This window comes from Thermus sp. 2.9, from assembly GCF_000794385.1.
GTDB lineage: Bacteria > Deinococcota > Deinococci > Deinococcales > Thermaceae > Thermus > Thermus thalpophilus.
Genome location: NZ_JTJB01000048.1, coordinates 41,606 through 58,752, shown reverse-complemented (window position 1 = coordinate 58,752; position 17,147 = coordinate 41,606). Strand labels below are relative to the sequence as shown.

At 68.5% G+C, this 17,147-nt stretch carries 16 protein-coding genes and 1 pseudogene; 9 read left to right on the top strand and 8 right to left on the bottom strand.

Annotated elements, in window-relative coordinates; genetic code table 11:
• The first annotated feature begins 82 nt into the window (after positions 1 to 82).
• Positions 83 to 1,060: a GTP 3',8-cyclase MoaA gene (gene moaA, locus QT17_RS11985; protein ID WP_039460287.1), complete on the top strand. Its 978-nt coding sequence runs from the start codon at positions 83 to 85 to the stop codon at positions 1,058 to 1,060.
• Here the strand turns inward: moaA and QT17_RS11980 are convergent.
• Positions 1,038 to 1,868, bottom strand: coding sequence for a DMT family transporter (locus QT17_RS11980; RefSeq protein WP_039460285.1), 831 nt, complete (start codon positions 1,866 to 1,868; stop codon positions 1,038 to 1,040). The two genes, moaA and QT17_RS11980, sit on opposite strands and share 23 nt — an antisense overlap.
• A 17-nt stretch (positions 1,869 to 1,885) precedes the next feature.
• On the opposite strand from QT17_RS11980, the gene QT17_RS11975 reads away from it, so the two are divergent.
• From QT17_RS11975 to dusA, 5 genes are read left to right on the top strand one after another with little or no spacing between them, the layout of a single operon-like run.
• Positions 1,886 to 2,878 carry a polyprenyl synthetase family protein gene (locus tag QT17_RS11975; RefSeq protein ID WP_039460296.1) on the top strand — a complete coding sequence of 331 codons (993 nt, stop codon included), beginning with the start codon at positions 1,886 to 1,888 and terminating at the stop codon, positions 2,876 to 2,878.
• Positions 2,879 to 2,885: 7 nt separating this feature from the next.
• Positions 2,886 to 3,077 carry a hypothetical protein gene (locus tag QT17_RS11970; RefSeq protein ID WP_039460284.1) on the top strand — a complete coding sequence of 64 codons (192 nt, stop codon included), beginning with the start codon at positions 2,886 to 2,888 and terminating at the stop codon, positions 3,075 to 3,077.
• Positions 3,065 to 3,655, top strand: a complete 591-nt coding sequence (locus QT17_RS11965; protein ID WP_039460282.1) for a hypothetical protein — start codon at positions 3,065 to 3,067, stop codon at positions 3,653 to 3,655. The genes QT17_RS11970 and QT17_RS11965 overlap by 13 nt, the downstream gene beginning before the upstream one ends.
• 1 nt (position 3,656) lies before the next feature.
• Positions 3,657 to 4,679, top strand: a complete 1,023-nt coding sequence (gene ispH / locus QT17_RS11960; RefSeq protein WP_039460281.1) for a 4-hydroxy-3-methylbut-2-enyl diphosphate reductase — start codon at positions 3,657 to 3,659, stop codon at positions 4,677 to 4,679.
• Positions 4,672 to 5,688, top strand: coding sequence for a tRNA dihydrouridine(20/20a) synthase DusA (gene dusA / locus QT17_RS11955; protein WP_039460280.1), 1,017 nt, complete (start codon positions 4,672 to 4,674; stop codon positions 5,686 to 5,688). The genes ispH and dusA overlap by 8 nt, the downstream gene beginning before the upstream one ends.
• Here the strand turns inward: dusA and QT17_RS11950 are convergent.
• Genes QT17_RS11950 through glgC form a run of 6 tightly spaced genes read right to left on the bottom strand, consistent with a single transcriptional unit; the run spans position 5,596 to position 10,536 of the window.
• Complete coding sequence (locus QT17_RS11950; RefSeq protein ID WP_369792392.1) at positions 5,596 to 6,219, bottom strand: tetratricopeptide repeat protein; 624 nt, start codon at positions 6,217 to 6,219, stop codon at positions 5,596 to 5,598. The two genes, dusA and QT17_RS11950, sit on opposite strands and share 93 nt — an antisense overlap.
• Before the next feature lie 10 nt (positions 6,220 to 6,229).
• Positions 6,230 to 7,543, bottom strand: a complete 1,314-nt coding sequence (locus QT17_RS11945; RefSeq protein ID WP_039460295.1) for a glycogen synthase — start codon at positions 7,541 to 7,543, stop codon at positions 6,230 to 6,232.
• Entirely contained in the window at positions 7,540 to 7,911 is a 372-nt protein-coding gene (locus tag QT17_RS11940) for a gamma-glutamylcyclotransferase (RefSeq protein ID WP_039460276.1), read from the bottom strand. The genes QT17_RS11945 and QT17_RS11940 overlap by 4 nt, the downstream gene beginning before the upstream one ends.
• Positions 7,911 to 8,585 carry a response regulator transcription factor gene (locus QT17_RS11935; protein ID WP_039460275.1) on the bottom strand — a complete coding sequence of 225 codons (675 nt, stop codon included), beginning with the start codon at positions 8,583 to 8,585 and terminating at the stop codon, positions 7,911 to 7,913. The genes QT17_RS11940 and QT17_RS11935 overlap by 1 nt, the downstream gene beginning before the upstream one ends.
• Positions 8,586 to 8,602: 17 nt before the next feature.
• The gene (locus QT17_RS11930) at positions 8,603 to 9,289 is read right to left on the bottom strand and encodes a SagB/ThcOx family dehydrogenase (RefSeq protein WP_039460273.1); all 687 of its coding nucleotides are present in this window, start codon (positions 9,287 to 9,289) and stop codon (positions 8,603 to 8,605) included.
• Positions 9,290 to 9,291: 2 nt separating this feature from the next.
• Positions 9,292 to 10,536 (bottom strand): glucose-1-phosphate adenylyltransferase, encoded by a 1,245-nt coding sequence (gene glgC / locus QT17_RS11925; RefSeq protein ID WP_039460272.1) that lies wholly within the window; start codon positions 10,534 to 10,536, stop codon positions 9,292 to 9,294.
• Between the two features lie 67 nt (positions 10,537 to 10,603).
• Here glgC and QT17_RS11920 point away from each other — a divergent pair.
• Positions 10,604 to 12,695: pseudogene (locus tag QT17_RS11920) on the top strand (AAA family ATPase).
• Here the strand turns inward: QT17_RS11920 and QT17_RS11915 are convergent.
• Positions 12,692 to 14,998 carry a penicillin acylase family protein gene (locus QT17_RS11915; RefSeq protein ID WP_039460270.1) on the bottom strand — a complete coding sequence of 769 codons (2,307 nt, stop codon included), beginning with the start codon at positions 14,996 to 14,998 and terminating at the stop codon, positions 12,692 to 12,694. The pseudogene QT17_RS11920 and the gene QT17_RS11915 overlap by 4 nt on opposite strands.
• A gap of 58 nt (positions 14,999 to 15,056) precedes the next feature.
• Here QT17_RS11915 and QT17_RS11910 point away from each other — a divergent pair, with 58 nt between their 5' ends.
• Together QT17_RS11910 and QT17_RS11905 are read left to right on the top strand one after the other, a co-directional pair.
• Complete coding sequence (locus tag QT17_RS11910; protein WP_039460269.1) at positions 15,057 to 16,187, top strand: Xaa-Pro peptidase family protein; 1,131 nt, start codon at positions 15,057 to 15,059, stop codon at positions 16,185 to 16,187.
• A gap of 26 nt (positions 16,188 to 16,213) precedes the next feature.
• Positions 16,214 to 17,146: a ribose-phosphate pyrophosphokinase gene (locus tag QT17_RS11905; protein ID WP_039460294.1), complete on the top strand. Its 933-nt coding sequence runs from the start codon at positions 16,214 to 16,216 to the stop codon at positions 17,144 to 17,146.
• The last annotated feature ends 1 nt before the right edge of the window (position 17,147 follow it).

Genomic DNA, 17,147 nt, shown 5'->3' with positions numbered 1-17,147 from the left:
CCAGGCTGTGAAGCCTGGGGGTTTGTCGTTTCACATGCCTTGGGGCAGGGCGGGTGTAGTATAGTGGCCCAAAGGGGGCGGAATGAAGCTACTGGATAACCACGGGCGTATCCTCAAGGACCTCCGCATCTCCGTCACCCCCCGGTGTAACCTGCACTGCCTTTACTGCCATCCCTTGGGCCTCGAGGTCCGAGAACCCCCAGGCACCATCACCGTGGAGGAGGTGGACCACTTCCTGGAAGCCGCCTCCCTTCTGGGGCTTTCCGCCGTGCGCTTCACGGGGGGCGAGCCCTTGGTGCGCAAGGAGCTTCCCGAAATGATCGCCCGGGCCCGGGCCAAGGAGGGGATTGAGGACGTGGCCATCACCACCAATGGCCTCCTCTTCCGCAAAAGGGCCAAGGAACTGGTGGCGGCGGGGCTCAACCGGGTGAACATCTCCCTGGACGCCATCACCCCCGAGGTCTTTGCCCGCATCACCCGGGGAGGCAAGGTGGAGCGGGTTCTGGAGGCCATAGACACCGCCTTGGAACTTGGGCTTCACCCGGTAAAGCTCAACGCCGTGGTCATCCGGGGAATGAACGAGGAGGAGGTGGTGCCCCTGGCCGCCCTCTCCCTGGAGCGGCCTCTGCACGTGCGCTTTATTGAGTACATGCACCTGGACAACTCCGACCCCGAGGAGTACCGCCGCCGCTTCGTGAGCGGGAAGGAAACCCGCTCCCGCATAGAGGCGGTCTACGGAACCCTGGAGCCCGTGCCCCACGACCCCTCCTCCCCCGCCCGGGTGTTCCAGATCCCAGGGGCCCAGGGCACCGTGGGCTTCATCAATCCCGTGACCGAGCCCTTCTGCTCCCACTGCTCCCGGCTTCGCCTCACCTCGGACAAACGGCTCAGGCCCTGCCTCCTCACCGACTTGGAGATGGACATCGCCTGGGCCTTCGCCGCGGAAAACCCGGTGGAGGCCCTCATTGACGCCATCCTCATCGCCACCAACCGCAAGCCTGCCTTCGGCAACACCCTGCCCACCCTGCGCAAGCGGGTCATGCTGGGGATCGGCGGATAGCCAAGGAGGTGGCGAGGACCACCAACAAGGCCCCTAGGAGCCCGGTCGCGCCCAAGCGCTCCCCCAGGAGCAAGTAGGCGAAGAGGGTGGCCCACACCGGCTCCAGGGTGTAGAGGATGGCCGCCTGGGGGGCGGGGACGCGGCGCTGGCCCCAGGTCTGGAGCCAGGTGGTGAGGGCGGTGGCCACCACCCCCAGGTAGAGCACCGCCCCCCAGGGTACCCCCTCCAGGCGCGCCCCTTCCCCCAAGGCCCAAGGGAGGGCCAAAAGGGCGGTGCCCAGGACCTGTACGGCGGTGAGGGGCAAGGAGGGGTAGGCCTTGGCGTGGACCTCGAGGCGCACGATGTAAAGAGCATAGGTCAAGGCGGTGAGGAGGGTCCAAAGGTCCCCCACGTTGAGGGGCGGTTGCTGGGGATCGTAGGAAAGGAGGCCCACCCCCAAAAAGGCGAGGAAGGCGGCCAGCCACACCCCCCGCACCCGGCGCCCCGCAAGGCTCAGGAGGAGAGGGACCAGGACCACGTTTAAGGCGGTGATGAAGGCGCTCCGGCTCGCCGAGGTGTAGAGGAGGCCCACCGCCTGGGAGGCGTAACCCAAAAGGAGCCAGAAGGCAAGCTCCAGCCCCGGGCCCCAGATGCCCTTGGGCAGGCGCAGGGCGAAGGGAAGAAAAAAGGCGCTCGCCACCAGGAAGCGCAGGAGGACCAGGAGGCTTGGGGCCATCTCCCCCACCGCCCCCTTCACCACCACGAAGGTGGTGCCCCAGATGAGGGTGAGGAGGTTGAGGGCGAGGAGGCCCGCGGCCAGGTCGCGCATGGCCTAAAGTGTATAGCATGACGCCCAGGCCAAGCGAGGTGCGAAAGGCCCTCCTAGAGCGCCTCCTCGCCCACCTGCGCCACCCGGACCCCGCTTACCAGGCCCTCCTCCAGGACTACCCCAAGCGGGGCGGGAAGATGCTTCGGGGCCTCCTGGTCTACTACAGCGGCCTCGCCCACGGGGCGGACGAGGAAAGCGCCCTCCTTGCCGCCACCGCCTTGGAGCTCTTCCAAAACTGGGTCCTGATTCACGATGACATTGAGGATGGCTCTGAGGAGCGCCGGGGCCGCCCGGCCCTCCACCGCCTCTACCCCATGCCCCTGGCCCTCAACGCCGGGGACGCCCTCCACGCCGAGATGTGGGGGCTTTTGCTGGAGGGGCTGGAGCGGGGGCTTTGGGACGGAAGGGTCTTGAGGGAGTTTCACGAGGTGGTGCGCCGCACCGCCTACGGCCAGCACTTGGACCTCTCCTGGACCCTGGCGGGCCGCCTGGACCTCACCCCGGAGGACTACCTGCGCATGGTGGCCCACAAGGCCGCCTACTACACCGCCGTGGCCCCCTTGCGCCTGGGGGCCCTCCTCGCGGGCCAGAACCCCCCCGGGGCCTACACGGAAGGGGGGCTAAAGCTCGGGGTGGCCTTCCAGATCGTGGACGACGTCTTGAACCTGGAAGGGGACGAGGCCTACGGCAAGGAGCTGGCCGGGGACCTCTACGAGGGCAAGCGCACCCTGATCCTCCTCCGCTTCCTCCAAGGGGCAGGCCCAGGGGAGCGGGAAAGGGCCGAGGCCCTTTTGCGCCTTCCCCGGGAGGAAAAGCCCGAAGGGGAGGTGCGCTGGCTTTGGGAAAGGCTTTTGGCCTCGGGCGCCGTGGCCTTTGCCAAGGCGGAGGCCAAGCGGCTGGCCCAAGAAGGCCAGGCCGCCCTCCGGCCCCACCTAAAAGCCCTCCCCGTGCCGGAGGCCCGCGAGCGGTTAGAGGACATCCTGAACGCCCTGGTGGAGCGCAGGGCATAATGGGGCCATGCAGGGGGTGCGCTTCAAGGTGATCACGGGGAATGACCAGGACATCTTCCAGGAGAGGCTCAACCGCTTCGTGGAGGATTTGCCGGAAAACGTGGTCTTGGTGGACGTGAAGTTCTCCGTGGCCGAGGGGCCCTCTCCCCTCTTCGCCGCCTTGGTGCAGTACAAGGAAGTGGAGGCGTGGAAGGAGTAGAGGGATTTCGCTTCTTCCTGGCCCTCAAGGGGGAGGCGAGCCGGGAGGAGGTGCGGGCCCTTTTCCCCGCCCTCGCCCCCCTCCTGAAGGCCCTGGGGGAAGAACTCTTGATCCAGGGGGAAACCTTCCGCCTAGAGCACCCCTTGCGCCTTTCCTGGTTCGCCCCCCTTTTCCAAGCGTTCTACCCCCTCCTTCCCGAGAAGGAGCGGCCCCTGGCCCTGGAACGGCTGGTGGAGGCGGCCTTCGCCTCGGCGGAGGCGGGGGAAGAGCTGGTGGAAGGGGAGGGCCTCCTAAAGGCGGCCCGGGCCTTCCAGGAGGGAAGCTTAGCCCTCCTCCGGCAGGACGCCAAGGCCGCCCTCCACCGCTACGGGGAAGGCCTGGGCCTTTTGGAGAAGGCGGGGCTTCCCTTCCCCGCCAGCGCCTTGGCCCTTTTGGCCCTGGCCCAGGAGGCCTTCCGCCCCGGGGGCAAGGGCAGGGAAACCGCCAAGAAGGCCCTTGCCCGGGCAAAGACCCCCTTCGCCGAGAGGGTGGCGGCCCGGCTCCTCCAGGCCACAAAGGCGGAAGAACCTAACGCCTAGAATGGGGGGCATGGACGGGGGGCTTGAGCGGCTTTACCTGGCCCGGCCTCGAGGCTTCTGTGCCGGGGTGGTGATGGCCATAGAGGCGGTGGAGCGCTGGGCGGAGGCGCTGAAGGACCAAGGGGAACTGGTGGTCTACCACGAGATCGTCCACAACCGGGTGGTGGTGGAGCGCCTGAAGGCCAAGGGGGTCCACTTCGTGGAGGACCTGGCGGAGCTGGAGGAACTTAGGCGGCAAAGGCGGCTTGCGGGCACCCTGGTCTTCTCCGCCCACGGCCACCCCCCCGCGGTGCGCAAGGAAGCCGCCCAGATGGGCTTTCACATCCTGGACGCCACCTGCCCCCTGGTGACCAAGGTGCACACCGAGGCCCGGCGCTACGCCAAGGAAGGGTACTGGATCCTCCTGGTGGGGGACTCCGCCGACCACCAGGAAATCAAGGGCACCTACGGCGAGGCCCCCGACCGGACCATCTTGGTGGCGGTGCACACCCACGTGGGCAAGGACCCCCGCCTGGCCGACCCCCGCACGGTGGCGGTGCCCGACCCCGAAAGGGTGGTGGTCCTCACCCAGACCACCCTGAGCGTGGACGACACCCTGGCCACCATAGAAATCTTGAAGCGCCGCTTTCCCAAGCTGGTGGTGCCCGCCCGCAAGGATCTCTGCTACGCCACCCAGAACCGCCAGGAGGCGGTGAAGCGCATCGCCCCCCACGTGGAGGCCTTTTTGGTCCTCACGAGCCCCCACTCCTCTAACGGCATGCGCCTTTTGGAGTTGGCCCAGAGCCTGGTGGGGCGGGCCTACCGGCTGGAGCGCCCGGAGGAGCTCCGCCCCGAGTGGCTTCGTGGGGTGAAACGCCTCGGCCTCACCTCCGCCGCCAGCACCCCCGAGGACCTGGTGCAGGGGGTGGTGGCCCGCTTAAGGGCGGAAAACCCGGGGCTTGTGGTGGTGGAGGAGGGGGAGTGGGAGCACATCGGATTCCGCGAGCCTAGGCCCCTTTCCCCGGAGGAGGTCTTGGGTGCTTGACCTGAGGCTCTCCGTGGCCCCCATGGTGGACCGCACGGACCGCCACTTCCGCTACCTGGTGCGGCAGGTGAGCCTGGGGGTGAGGCTCTACACCGAGATGACCCTGGACCAAGGGGTCTTGCGGGGCAACCGGGCGCGCCTCCTCGCCTTCCGCCCCGAGGAACACCCCATCGCCCTGCAGCTTGCGGGCCGGAACCCCGAGGACCTGGCGGAGGCGGCGCGGATCGGGGAGGCCTTCGGCTACGGCGAAATCAACCTCAACCTAGGCTGCCCCTCGGAGAAGGCCCAGGAAGGAGGGTACGGAGCCTGCCTCCTCCGCGACCCCTTAAGGGTGGTGGAGATCGTCCGGGCCATGGCCCAGGCGGTGCGGGTGCCGGTCACGGTGAAGCTCCGGCTGGGCCTCGAGGGCCAGGAAACCTACCCCGAGCTCGCCCGCCTGGTGGAACGCCTGGCGGAGGCGGGGGCGAAGGCCTTCATCGTCCACGCCCGAAGCGCCCTCCTCACCCTTTCCACCCAGGCCAACCGGGAGATCCCCCCCTTGCGCCACGAGTGGGTCCACCGCCAAAAAGGGGACTTCCCCCACCTCCCCTTCGTGCTCAACGGGGGCCTCCGCACCTTGGAGGAGGCCCTGGCCCACCTGGGCAAGGTGGACGGGGCCATGCTGGGCCGGGCGGTCTACGAGGACCCCTTTGTCCTGGAGGAGGCGGACCGGAAGGTGTACGGCTTGGCGAGGAGGCCGAGCCGCCTCCAGGTGGCGCGGCGGATGCGGGCCTATCTGGAGGAAGAGGTGGCGAGGGGCACCCCTCCTTGGGCCGTGCTGCGGCACATGCTGGGCCTCTTCCGGGGCAGGCCCGGAGGGAGGCTTTGGCGGCGGATCCTCTCCGAGGGGAAAAGCCTCGCCGCCTTGGACCGGGCCCTACGGCTTATAGAGGAGATAGGCCAAGAGGGCGAGGAGGAAGACCCACACCCAAAGGGGCACCCGCTTCCGGCGCACCCGCTGGCCGGTTAGGGGGTCTAGAGGGGAGGGCGGGGCCATCTTGAGCCGGGTGGCCCGCTTCATGTGGGCCACCATCTTGTCCAGGTCCCCCTTGCGCTTGTAGAGGGCGGCCAGGTTCTCGTGGAGGAGGGGGTCTTCTGGGGCGAGCTTTAAGGCCTTTTGGTAAAGGTCTAAGGCCGCCTCCAAGTCGCCCCGTTCCAGGTAAAGCGTCCCCAGGTTGGTGAGGGCCCGGTGGTGCTCGGGGTCCAGGGCGAGGGCCCCTTGGAAGTGGGCCTCCGCCTCCGCCCGCCGGCCCTGCCGCACCGCCTCCACCCCCAAGACCACCTCCCGCTCCGCGGCGAAGAGGGGGTCTTCCAGGGCTTTGGGGTCTTCGGCGAGGAGGGCGAGGCCCCTAAGAAGCCGCTCTCGCAAGCCCTCGGGGAAGCCTTCGGCGTAGGTTTTGGCGGCGGCGTAGTCCTTGGCACGCAGGAGGGCGAGGAAGCGCAAAAGCGCCTCCGCCTCGCCATCCCCCGCCAAAGCCCGCCGTTTGAGCTCGCCCACCATCCCGTCCATCCTAGCCTAGGGCGCGGCGGTAGGCCTCGAGGTAGGCCCGAGCGGGCTTTTCCCAGGAAAAGTCCTTTTCCATGCCCTTCAGGCCCAAGGCCTCGGCCCCAAGCCAGAAGAGGCGCAAAACCCCGTAGAGGAGGCCCTCGGGGTGGAAGGTCTGGAAGAGGACCCCCGTCCGGCCGTCCTCCACGGTGTCCTTCAGGCCCCCCACCGCCCGGGCCACGGGGGGGGTGCCGTAGCGCTGGGCGATCATCTGCACCAGGCCGCAGGGCTCAAAGCGGCTCGGGACCAAAACCGCCTCCGCCCCGGCGTAGGCCAGGCGGGCCAGGCCCTCGTGGTAAGCGGGGACGAAGCGGAGCCGCGTGGGGCTTTCCCCCTCCGCCGCCTGCAGGGCTTGGGCCAACTCCCCCTCCCCCACCCCTTGCACGTAAAGGCTGAAGCCAAGCTCCTTAAGGCGGGGCCAAGCGGCGAGGAGAAGGTCCAGGCCCTTTTGCGGGTCCAGGCGGCCGATGTAGGCGAGGATGGGCGGCTCGAGCCCCGTTTCCCGGCGGAAGGCCTCCTTGGCCAAAGCCTTGCCCGCGGGGTCTTCCCGGGAGTAGGGGGCGGGGAGGTGGGGGTCGCGGGCCGGGTCAAAGACCTCCGTGTCCAGGCCGTTGAGGATGCCCACAAGCTTCCCCGCATGCCGGCGCAACACCCCGTCCAGGCCCATGCCGAACTCGGGGGTCTGGATCTCCTCGGCGTAGGAGGGGCTCACCGTGGTCACCAAACGGGCGAAGACGATCCCCCCCTTCATCAGGTTCACCCTCCCGTAGTACTCCAGGGCCTCCAGGTGAAAGAGGCTCCAGGGAAGCCCGGTCCAGTGGAAGAAGGCGGCGGGGTCCACCAGGCCCTGGTGGGCCAAGTTGTGGATGGTGTAGACCGTGGGGGCGTAGAGGGCGAGGAGGGCGGCGGTCCAGTCGTGGGCGTGGACCAGGTCAAAGCCCCGGGCCACCTCCTTGGCCGCCAGGGCGAAGCGCAGGTAGCGCTCGGGGTCGTCCGGGTAGCCGTAGATTCCCTCCCGGTCAAACCCCTCCACCCCCAAAAGGAGGAAGCGCATCCCCCCTTCCACCCGCTCCCCCAAGGCCGCCCGCGCCTCCTGGCCGGCGAAGGCGAAGCGCACCTCCCCCACCCCCTTGGCCTCCAGGCCCCGGTGCCAGGGGAGGAGGACCGCCGCCTCCACTCCCAGGGGCCTCAGGGCCTTGGGCAGGGCCCCCACCACGTCGGCGAGACCTCCCACCTTGGCCAAGGGGTAGGCCTCGGGGGCCACGAGGAGGACCTTCATGGGGGCCACACCCCCTCGGGAAGGGGAAGGGCGCCCTTCAGGTCCTGGAGGTAAAGGTAGGCCCAGGCCTCGAGGGGGCCCTCCGCCGTGTGGACCAGGACCCGCACCCTCCGGTACTCCTCCCCTTCCTCCTCCAAGGCGTCCAGAAGGGGAAGGGCCTCCGCCGGGAGGAGGAGGACCTCGCCATAAACCCTTCCTTCCCCCGGCACCATGGCGGGGTAGGCGTAGGGCCTTCCCGCCCCTTCCGGCAGGTGATACAGGCTAAACCCCTCCACGTACCCCGGGACCACCCCCAAAAGCTTCCCCGCCACCCGGGCGTGGTTCCGCTCCCCTCGCTTCAAGGTGCCGTAGACGAAGACCCGCTCCACTACTCCCCCAGGAAGCGGTACCCCACCCCCACCACGGTTTCTATAAAGCGGGGGGCGTAGGGGTCATCCTTGAGCTTCTTGCGGAGAAGCCGCACGTAGGCGTCCACCACCCGCTCCGAGCCGGCGAAGTCCGGCCCCCAGACCCTTTCCAAAAGCTCCTCCCGGGTGTAGACCCGGCCCGGGGCCTGGGCTAGGGCGAGAAGCAGGCCCATCTCCGTGGCGGAAAGCTTTAGGGGCTCCCCTTCCAAATACGCTTGGCGCGCCTCCAGGTCCAGCTCCAAGGGGCCAAAGCGCCGTCTCCCCTCCTTGCCCGCGCGGCGCAGGAGGGCCTTGATGCGGGCGAGGAGTTCTTTTAGCGAGAACGGCTTGCCCAGGTAATCGTCCGCCCCTTCCAAAAGCCCTTCCACCCGGCTGTCCTCGTCCGCCCTGCCCGTGAGCAGGAGAACGGGGAGGAGGGGGTCCAGGTCCCTTAGGGCCTTGAGGACCTCGAGGCCCTCCATGTCCGGCAGGCCCCGGTCCAGGACCACCAGGTCGGGCTTCTCCCCCTCAAAGGCCTCCCTTAGGGCCTCCCGGCCCGCGCGGGCCCAGACCACCGAAAGCCCCTCCTTCTCCAGGAACCGCTTCACCAGCTCCCCCACCTGGGGGTCGTCCTCCACCAAGAGAATCCGCACCATAATCCCTTTCCGAATACCTAGCGTCCCAGAACCACCACCACCCCGGGGTATTCCCCTTCGGGCAAACCCAGAAGCCGGGCCACCGCCTCGTCGTAGAAGGTTTCCGCCGGATAGGCGGCAAGCCCCAGGCCCACGGCGGAAAGCAGGACCAAGCCCGCGGCGTAGCCGGCCTCCAAAAGAGCATACCGGTATCCCCGAAGGCCGAACAAGGCTTCGCTCCTTTCCGGGACCAGGGTGAGGACGAGCAAGGCCGCCGCCTTCTTTGGGGAAAGCCCCAGAAGGGCCTCGGCCCACGCCCCGGGCTCCGCCTTGTGGGAGAGCTGGAAAAGCTGGTGCTCCTTGGGGAAGTAGTGGTAGACCCCGGGGAAAACCCCCTCCACCTGGAGGGCCACCAGGTAGGCCTCCACGGGGTAGGCCTCGCCGGCGGAGGGAAAGCCCCTAAGCCCCTCCCGCTCCGCCAGGGGAAGGAGGAGCTGGGAGAGGTCGTTGAGGGTGAGGGCGGCCCCCACCTCGGGCAAAGCGGGCTTGAGGTGGGCCAGGACGCGGAAGAGGGGCGGCCCCCCGTCGCGCCGCCCGGGGGGAAGGGCCTGGGTTTCCAGGGGGTTGGCGTAGACCTTGGCCTTGGGCTTGCGCTTGAGGGGTAGCTCGTCCCCCGGCTGGAGGCGGGAGAGGCGGTAGAAGAGCTTTCCGGGGTGCTTCTCCATGGCTAGAAGCGGTACCCCTTGGGGACCACCACCACCCCTTCCGGGGTCACGGTGAAGCCCCGGGCCCGGTCGGCCTCGAGGTCGTAGCCGATCTCGGTGTGGGGCGGGATCTTCACGTTCTTGTCAATGATGGCGTTGCGGATGCGGCAGTAGCGCCCAACCTCCACGTCGTCAAAGAGGACGGAGCGCTCCACCAGGCTATAGGAGTTCACCCGCACCCGGCGGAAGAGGACGGATTCCCGCACCGTCCCGCCGCTCACAATCACCCCGCCGGCGAGGAGGCTGTTGAGGGCCCGCCCCACCCGCTCCCCGGTTTCGTGGACGAACTTGGCCGGGGGGCTAAAGAGGTTGGCGGTGCGGAGGGGCCATTCGGGGTTGAAGAGGTCAAACTCGGGGATGACCTTCACCAGGTCCATGCTGGCCTCAAAGTAGGCGTCCAGGGTCCCCACGTCCCGCCAGTAGAGGTTGGGGCCCTCCTGGCCGGGGATGGGGTTGCGGTGGAAGTCGTAGGCGTAGACCCGGTACCCCTCCTTGAGGGCCCGGGGGATCACGTCCTTGCCGAAATCGTGGGAGCTCGCCTCGTCCTTGGCGTCCGCCTCCAAAAGCTCAAAAAGGGCCTCGGTGCGGAAGATGTAGTTGCCCATGGAGGCCAGGGCCAAGTGGGGCTTATTTGGGAGGGGCTTGGGGATCTTGGGCTTTTCCTGGAACTCGGTGATGCGCCACTCCTCGTCCACCTGCAGGACGCCGAAGCGGCCCGCCTCTTCCACGGGCACGGGGTAGGCGGCGATGGTGATGTCCGCCCGCTTTTCATAGTGGTACTCCACCATGTGGCGGACGTTCATCTTGAAGATGTGGTCCCCGCCGAAGATGGCCACCGCCTCGGGGGCGTGGTTTTGCACCAGGTGGAGGTTCTGGTAGATGGCGTCCGCCGTGCCCCGGTACCACACGGGCCCGAGCTCCTCATAGCGGTACATCTGAGCGGGCACCAGGAGGATGAAGTGGTCCTCCAAAAAGGCGCCGAAGCGCCAGTAGCGCTGGATGTGCTCGGTGAGGGACTGGGCCTTGTACTGGGTGAGGACGTAGATGGCGTAGATGCCGGAGTTGACGAAGTTGTTGAGGACGAAGTCAATAATGCGGTATTTGGCCCCGAAGGGCACCGCGGGCTTGGCCCGCTTGGCGGTGAGGGGGTAAAGCCGGCTCCCCTGCCCCCCCGCCAAAATCATCCCCAAGACCTCCACCTTGACCATGCCGTCCCCCTTTGGGGGTAGTTTACCCTAGGCCCCAAGGACCCGCGTCCCGGTATAGTGGGGGCCGATGCGGGTCCTCCACCTCGCCTGGTTCACCCCGCCCACGAGGCCCAAGCCCGCCCCTCCCTTCTTCGGCCAGGAGCGGGCCCTAAAGGCCCTGGAAAGCGCCTTCCGCCAGAAGGGGCACGGCTACCTGGTGGGGCCAAGCGGCCTGGGGAAGCGCAAGCGCCTCCTGGCCTACCTCAGGGACCGCGCCTTCCCCAAGGAAGAACTGGTCTACCTCCCCCTGGGGGAGGAGGCCTTCCCCCTCACCCTGCCCCAAGGGGAGGGCCGGGCCCTGGTGGAGGGGGTGGAAGCCCTCTTCGCCGAGTTCACCCCCGCCCTTTTTGGGGAAAAGGGCTTCCTCTACGCCAAAAGCCTCCTGGAAGCCCGCTACGAGAAGGAAGCGGAAGCCCTCTTAAGGGCCCTGGCGGAGGAGGCCCAAGGCCACGGCTTCACCCTGAAGGAGGGCGAGGGGGGGCTCACCCTCACCGGCCAGGGCCCCCTGCCCCCCGAGCTTTCCGCCAAGCTGGAGGAAACCATCCTGGCCTACGTGGACCTGAGGCAAAAGGCCCAGGCGCAGGTGGCCGCCCTAAGGCGGGGCTTCGCCGAGCGCTTCCTCCTGCCCAAGGCCGAGGAGCTTAAGGGCCGCTTCCCCCAAGCCGGGCCCTACCTGGATTGGCTTTTGGAAAACCTGTTGCGGGCCGCGGCCCTGGAGGAGGCGGTGGAGCCGGAAAGGCTTCTTCCCCGCCTCCTGGTGGAGGGGGGGGAGCGGGTGGTCCACGAGCCCAACCCCACCCCGGAACGGCTTTTCGGCCACCTGGAGTACGAGATGCGGGAGGGGGCCCTCACCACCCACCTGGGGCTCCTGCGCCCCGGGGCCCTGCACCGGGCCATGGGGGGGGGTTTTGCTCCTGGAGGCCCACCGCGTCTTGGAGCTGGGGAGCTACCCCCTCCTCAAGCGGGCCCTGGCCACGGGGGAGGTGGAGCCCCTCACCCCCAGGCCCGAGGTCAAGGGCCCCCGGATCAAGCCCGCCCCCCTCGAGGCCCAGGTCTTCCTGGTGGGCCCCCCGGAGGTCATCGCCTTCTTGGAGGAGGACGAGGAGTTTTTGGAGCTCTTCCCCTTCCGGGTGGAGTTCGCCCCCGAGATCCCCTACACCGAGGAAAACGTGGCCTACCTGGGGGGCTTCCTGGAGGGTGAGGGGGTCCACCTCACCCCCGAGGGCCTGGCCGCTTTGGCGGACGAGGCCCGGCGCATGGCGGGCCACCAAGAACGCCTGGATGCCCGCCTCTACCGCCTCCTGGACCTGGCCAAGGAGGCGGAGGCCCACGGGAAGCCCCTGGACCGAGCAGCGGTGGCCCAGGCGGTGCGTTCCCGGGAGGAGCGGTACGGGCTGGAGGAGGAACTCTACCTGCAAGACCTGAGGGAGGGCGTGGTGGCCTTGGAGGTGAAGGGGGAGCGGGTGGGGGAGGTGAATGGGCTCGTGGTGGTGGAAGGCCCCGTGCCCACGGGCCGCCCCGTGCGCATCACCGCCCAGGCGGGGCCCGGGCGGGAGGGGATCCTCTCCATAGACCGGGAGGTGGGGCTGGGGGGCCAAGTCTTCCACAAGGCGGTCCTCACCCTGGCCGGCTACCTAAGAGGCACCTACGCCCAGATCGGGGCCCTTTCCGCCACGGTGAGCCTGGTCTTTGAGCAAAGCTACGGGGGCATTGAGGGGGACTCCGCCGGCCTCGCCGAGCTTTTGGCGGTGCTCTCCGCCCTTTCGGGCCTTCCCCTAAGGCAGGACCTGGCGGTGACCGGGGCCATTGACCAGACGGGGCGGGTCTTGGCGGTGGGCCGGGTGGCGGAGAAGGTGGAGGGCTTCTTCCGCGTCTGCCAGGCCCTGGGGCTCACGGGCACCCAAGGGGTGGTCCTGCCCCGGGCCAACCTCCCCCACCTCACCCTGCGGGCGGAGGTGGTGGCGGCGGTGGAGAAGGGAGTGTTCCACCTCTACGCCGTGGAAGGGGTGGACGAGGCCCTGGAGCTCCTCTTCGGCCGCAAGGCCTACTGGGTGCACGAGAAGGTGCGGGAAACCCTGGCCCACTTCCAGAGCCTGGAAAACGGCGAGGAAAAGGGCTAGCGGCCGGGCTCCAGGAGGAGAAGCCTCCCCTCCCCGGCGAAGGTCATGGGGAGGTAGTCCCCCCTGGCCCAAAGGGGGAGGAGGTCGGCGTGGTGGGGGGAAAGGAAGTGGCCCGACTGGCCCATGGGGTGGACGAAGAGGGAGCGCTCGGGATCGGCCAGGTCCACGATCTGGCGGTAGCTTGGGCCCTTGTCCATGGCGAGGGTCTTGGGGTCAAAGGGGCCCACGTTCACCGTGTACCGGTCCCCGCCAAAGGCCACCTCCCGGTCGGAAAAGCGCTTTAGGGGGGTGTGGGTGAGGACGGGGTGGCGGAAGGCGGCCCGGTGGACCGCGCCCCAGGTCCGGGCCCGAAGCCCCTCCTTGCGGTCCAGGGCCCGCTCCAGGGCCAAGGCGGCGTAGTCCAGGCAGGTTTCCCTATACTCGGTTTCCGGCTGGTCGCAGTTCCTGTCCCCCTCCTTCATGGCCTTGAGCAGGTAGCGGGGCTCGTCCCAGTACTCCTCCCCCACCTCCCGGGCGGGAAGCCGGGTGAGCTCGGCGTACCAGAGGGCGAAGACCAAGGCCTCCTCCGAGGAGGGGGCCATGGTGCCGTCCCAGGCGAGGAGCCGCTCCCGCCAGGCTTTGCTCCGCTCCGAAAGGGGGGTGAGGAGGGAGAGGACGGGGCGGAAGTCGCGGAAGAGGAGGCTCTTTTGGTCCTGTTGGATGGCCTTTATGTCCTCCAAGGTGAGCTTCTCCTTGGCCCGGAGGAGTTCCAGGATGCGCTCCGCCCGGTAGGGCTCGGCCCAGTCGTAGGTGAGGGCGTAGGGGAAGCCCGGCGGGGTCACCTTGTGGTTGGCGGTGACCAGGAGGCCCTCCTTGGGGTTTAGGACCTGGGGCCATTCCTCGGGTCTGCGGTAGCCCAACCAGTCCCAGTTCCCGTCCCCCGGCACCGGGACCATGCCCGTGTGCCCCTCCTTGCGGATGGGGAACTTCCCCGGGGCGATGTAGCCGATGTTGCCCTCGGTGTCGGCGTAGACGAAGTTTTGGCTGGGGGCGGAGTAGTGGATCAGGGCCTTTCTAAACGCTTCCCAGTTGGTAGCCCGGTTGATGCCCAGGTAGGCCATGAGGATGTGGTCCTCCGGGTCCAGGCTCACCCAGCGGAGGGCCATGGGGGTTTTGGGAGGGTCCTTTAGGGCGTCGGTGATCACGGGGCCATAGAGGGTTTCCCGCACCTTGAGCCGCTCCTCCTTGCCCCCCTTGACCCGGATCACCTCCTCCCGCACCCCATAGGGGACCACCCGGCCTTGGTACCGGTAGCCCCTGCCCCCCACCTCCTCCAGGAGGTAGAGGTCCTGCACGTCCGCCCCCACGTTGGTCACCCCCCAGGCGATGCGCTCGTTGCGGCCGATGACGATGCCGGGAACCCCGGGCAAGGAGGCGCCCACGGCCCGGTAGCCGGGGGCCTCGAGGGCCATGAGGAACCAAAGGGAAGGAACCTGGAGGCCCAGGTGGGGGTCGTCCGCCAGGAAGGGCTTTCCCGTGGCGGTGCGGCTTCCCGCCACCACCCAGTTGTTGCTGGCCTCGAGGAAGCGGGGCGGGGCCATCTGGAGGAGGGCGCTTGGCGCCTCCTCCCGCTTGAGGGATAGCCGCAGGTCCTCGGCGCTCAGGATGGTGGGGGCGTCCTCGGGGTAGGGGGGCATGAGTTCCAGAAGCCTTTCCGGGCTGATCCCCCGGGCCAGGAGGCGGTGGCGGAGGAGCTCCTCCTCCCAGTTGCCGGAAAGGTCAAAGCTCATCATCTTGGCCCAGACCAAGACGTCGGGCCCGGTCCAGGGCTCGGGGCGGAAGCCCAAGAGGGTGAACTCGGGGGGCAGGGGCCCCCCCAAGGCCAAGAAGGCGTTGACCCCGGCGGCGTAGGCGTCCACCGCCTCCTTCTCCTCGGGGTAAAGCCTTTCGTAAGCGCTTTGCGCCGCCCGGTAAAACCCCCAGGTGCGCAGGAAGCGGTCCTGGGCCAAGGTGGCTTCCCCCAGGACCTCGCTCAGGCGCCCCTGACCCACCCGCCTTTGGAACTCCATCTGCCAAAGCCTCTCCTGGGCGTGGACGAAGCCCTGGGCGAAGAGGAGGTCCTTGAGGCTTGCCGCCCTCATCCGCACCACACCGTGCCGGTCCCGCGCCACCTCCACCGGGGCGGAAAGCCCCTTTAGGGCGAGGCGCCCTTCGGTCTTGGGCAAGGAGGCCCGCAGGTAAACCACCCCCCCGATTCCCCCAAAAAGCCCCAGGGCCAAGAGGCCCACCAGAAGCCAGGCCAAAACCCGCAGGAAGCGTTTCATACTTGGCGGCAAGCATACCACACTTCCCAAAACCCGCCCCAGGCGGGAGGATAGGGGCATGGAACTCGCCCGCATCCAGGAGGTCCTGCGGGAGGAAAGGCTAGACGGCTGGCTCCTTTACTCCTTCGGCCGGAGCAACCCGGTGGCCCTCGAGGTCCTGGGCCTTCACGCCCTCCACCTCACCCGCCGCCTGGCCTACTTCCTCCCCCAAGAGGGGGAGCCCACCCTCCTCTCTCACGCCATAGAGGAAAGCCTTTTCCCCTCCTTGCCGGGGAAGCGGCGCACCTACCACACCTGGGAGGGCTTCCTGAAAGGCCTGGGGGAAATCCTGGAAGGGGCCCGGCGGGTGGCCCTGGAGTACGTGCCCGGGGGAGCCATCCCCTACCTCTCCCGGGTGGACGGGGGCACCCTGGACCTCCTAAGGGGCATGGGGCTGGAACTCGCCTCCTCCTGGCCCCTCCTCCTCCTCTTCCAGACCTGGGGGGAGGAAAGGCTCCAAAGCCACCGCCGGGCGGCCTTGGGGCTTGTGGCGGCCAAGGAGCTCGCCCTGGCCTTTCTGCGGGAACACCCCGGGGCCACGGAAAGGGCGGTGCAAGGGGTCCTCGCCCAGGCCCTGGAGGCCAGGGGCCTCACCTTTGACCACCCCCCCATGGTGGCCTTCGGGGAAAACGCCGCCAACCCCCACCACGCCCCCACGGAAAGGCCCCTGCGGGAAGGGGATGTGGTCCTCTTGGACCTCTGGGCCAAGGAGCCCGGGGGGGTTTACGCCGACCTAACCTGGATGGCGGAGCGCCGGGCCCCGGAGGCGGCCCACCGGGCCTTCCAAAGCGTGGCGGCGGCCCGGGACGCCGCCATCCGCTTCGTGGCGGAGGCCTACCGGGGGGGACGCCACCCCAGGGGCTATGAGGTGGACCGCATAGCCCGCCAGGTGCTGGTGGAAGCGGGCTACGGGGCCTACCTGCGCCACCGCACCGGGCACAACCTGGGGGAGGAGGTGCACGGCACCGGGCCCCACCTGGACGACCTGGAAACCCACGACTTCCGCCCCCTGGTGCCGGGGCTCGCCTTCACCGTGGAGCCCGGGGTCTACCTGGAAGCCTTCGGGGTGCGCACCGAGGTGGACGTCTACCTCCACCCCACGGGGCCCGAGGTGACCACCCCTTCGCAGGAGGCGCTTACCCCGCTTTAGGGGGGCATGGTATCTTGGGGGACGGCATGGACCGCCCCCTCCTGATCTTTTCCGGCCAGTCCAACCGCGCTTTGGCCCAGGCCATCGCCGAGGCCCTTGGCCTTCCCCTAGGCAAAAGCACCACCCTCCGCTTCGCCAACGACAACCTCTTCGTGCGCTACGAGGAAAGCCTCCGGGAAGGCGACGTCTTCATCGTCCAGTCCCTCACCCCGCCGGTGCAGGACCACCTGATGGAGCTCCTCATGATGATTGACGCCGCCAAGGGGGCGAGCGCCGCCCGGGTCACCGCCGTCATCCCCTACTTCTCCTACGCCCGGAGCGACAAGAAGGACGCCCCCCGCATCTCCATCGCCGCCCGGCTCATCGCCGACCTCCTGCAGACGGCGGGGGCCGACCGGGTCCTCACCATGACCCTCCACTCCCCCCAGGTCCACGGCTTCTTCAAGATTCCCGTGGACCACCTCTCCGCCGAGCCGGTGATCGCCAACCACTTCGCCACCCGGGTGGACCTGGATAACGCCGTGGTGGTGGCCCCGGACGCCGGGGACATCAAGCGGGCGAGCTCCTTGGCCCGCAGGCTCGGCCTCCCCCTGGCCTTCATTGACAAGGAGCGGGTTTCCGACACGGAGGTGCGGGTCCGGATGCTGGTGGGGGAGGTGGAGGGCAAGACCGCCCTCATCGTGGACGACGAGATCTCCACGGCGGGAAGCCTGGTGGAGGCGGTGGAGGCCCTCCTCCAGGCGGGGGCCAAGGAGGTCTACGCCGCCGCCACCCACGGGGTCTACGTGGGCCCCGCCCTGGAGCGCATCGCCAAGAGCCCGGTGAAGGAGGTGGCGGCCACGGACACCTGTCCGCCCAAGGAGGGCCCCAAGCTCAAGACCCTCACCGTGGCCCCCCTCTTCGCCGAGGCCATCTGGCGCATCCACCGGGGCGAGTCCGTGTCTAGCCTCTTCACCTAGC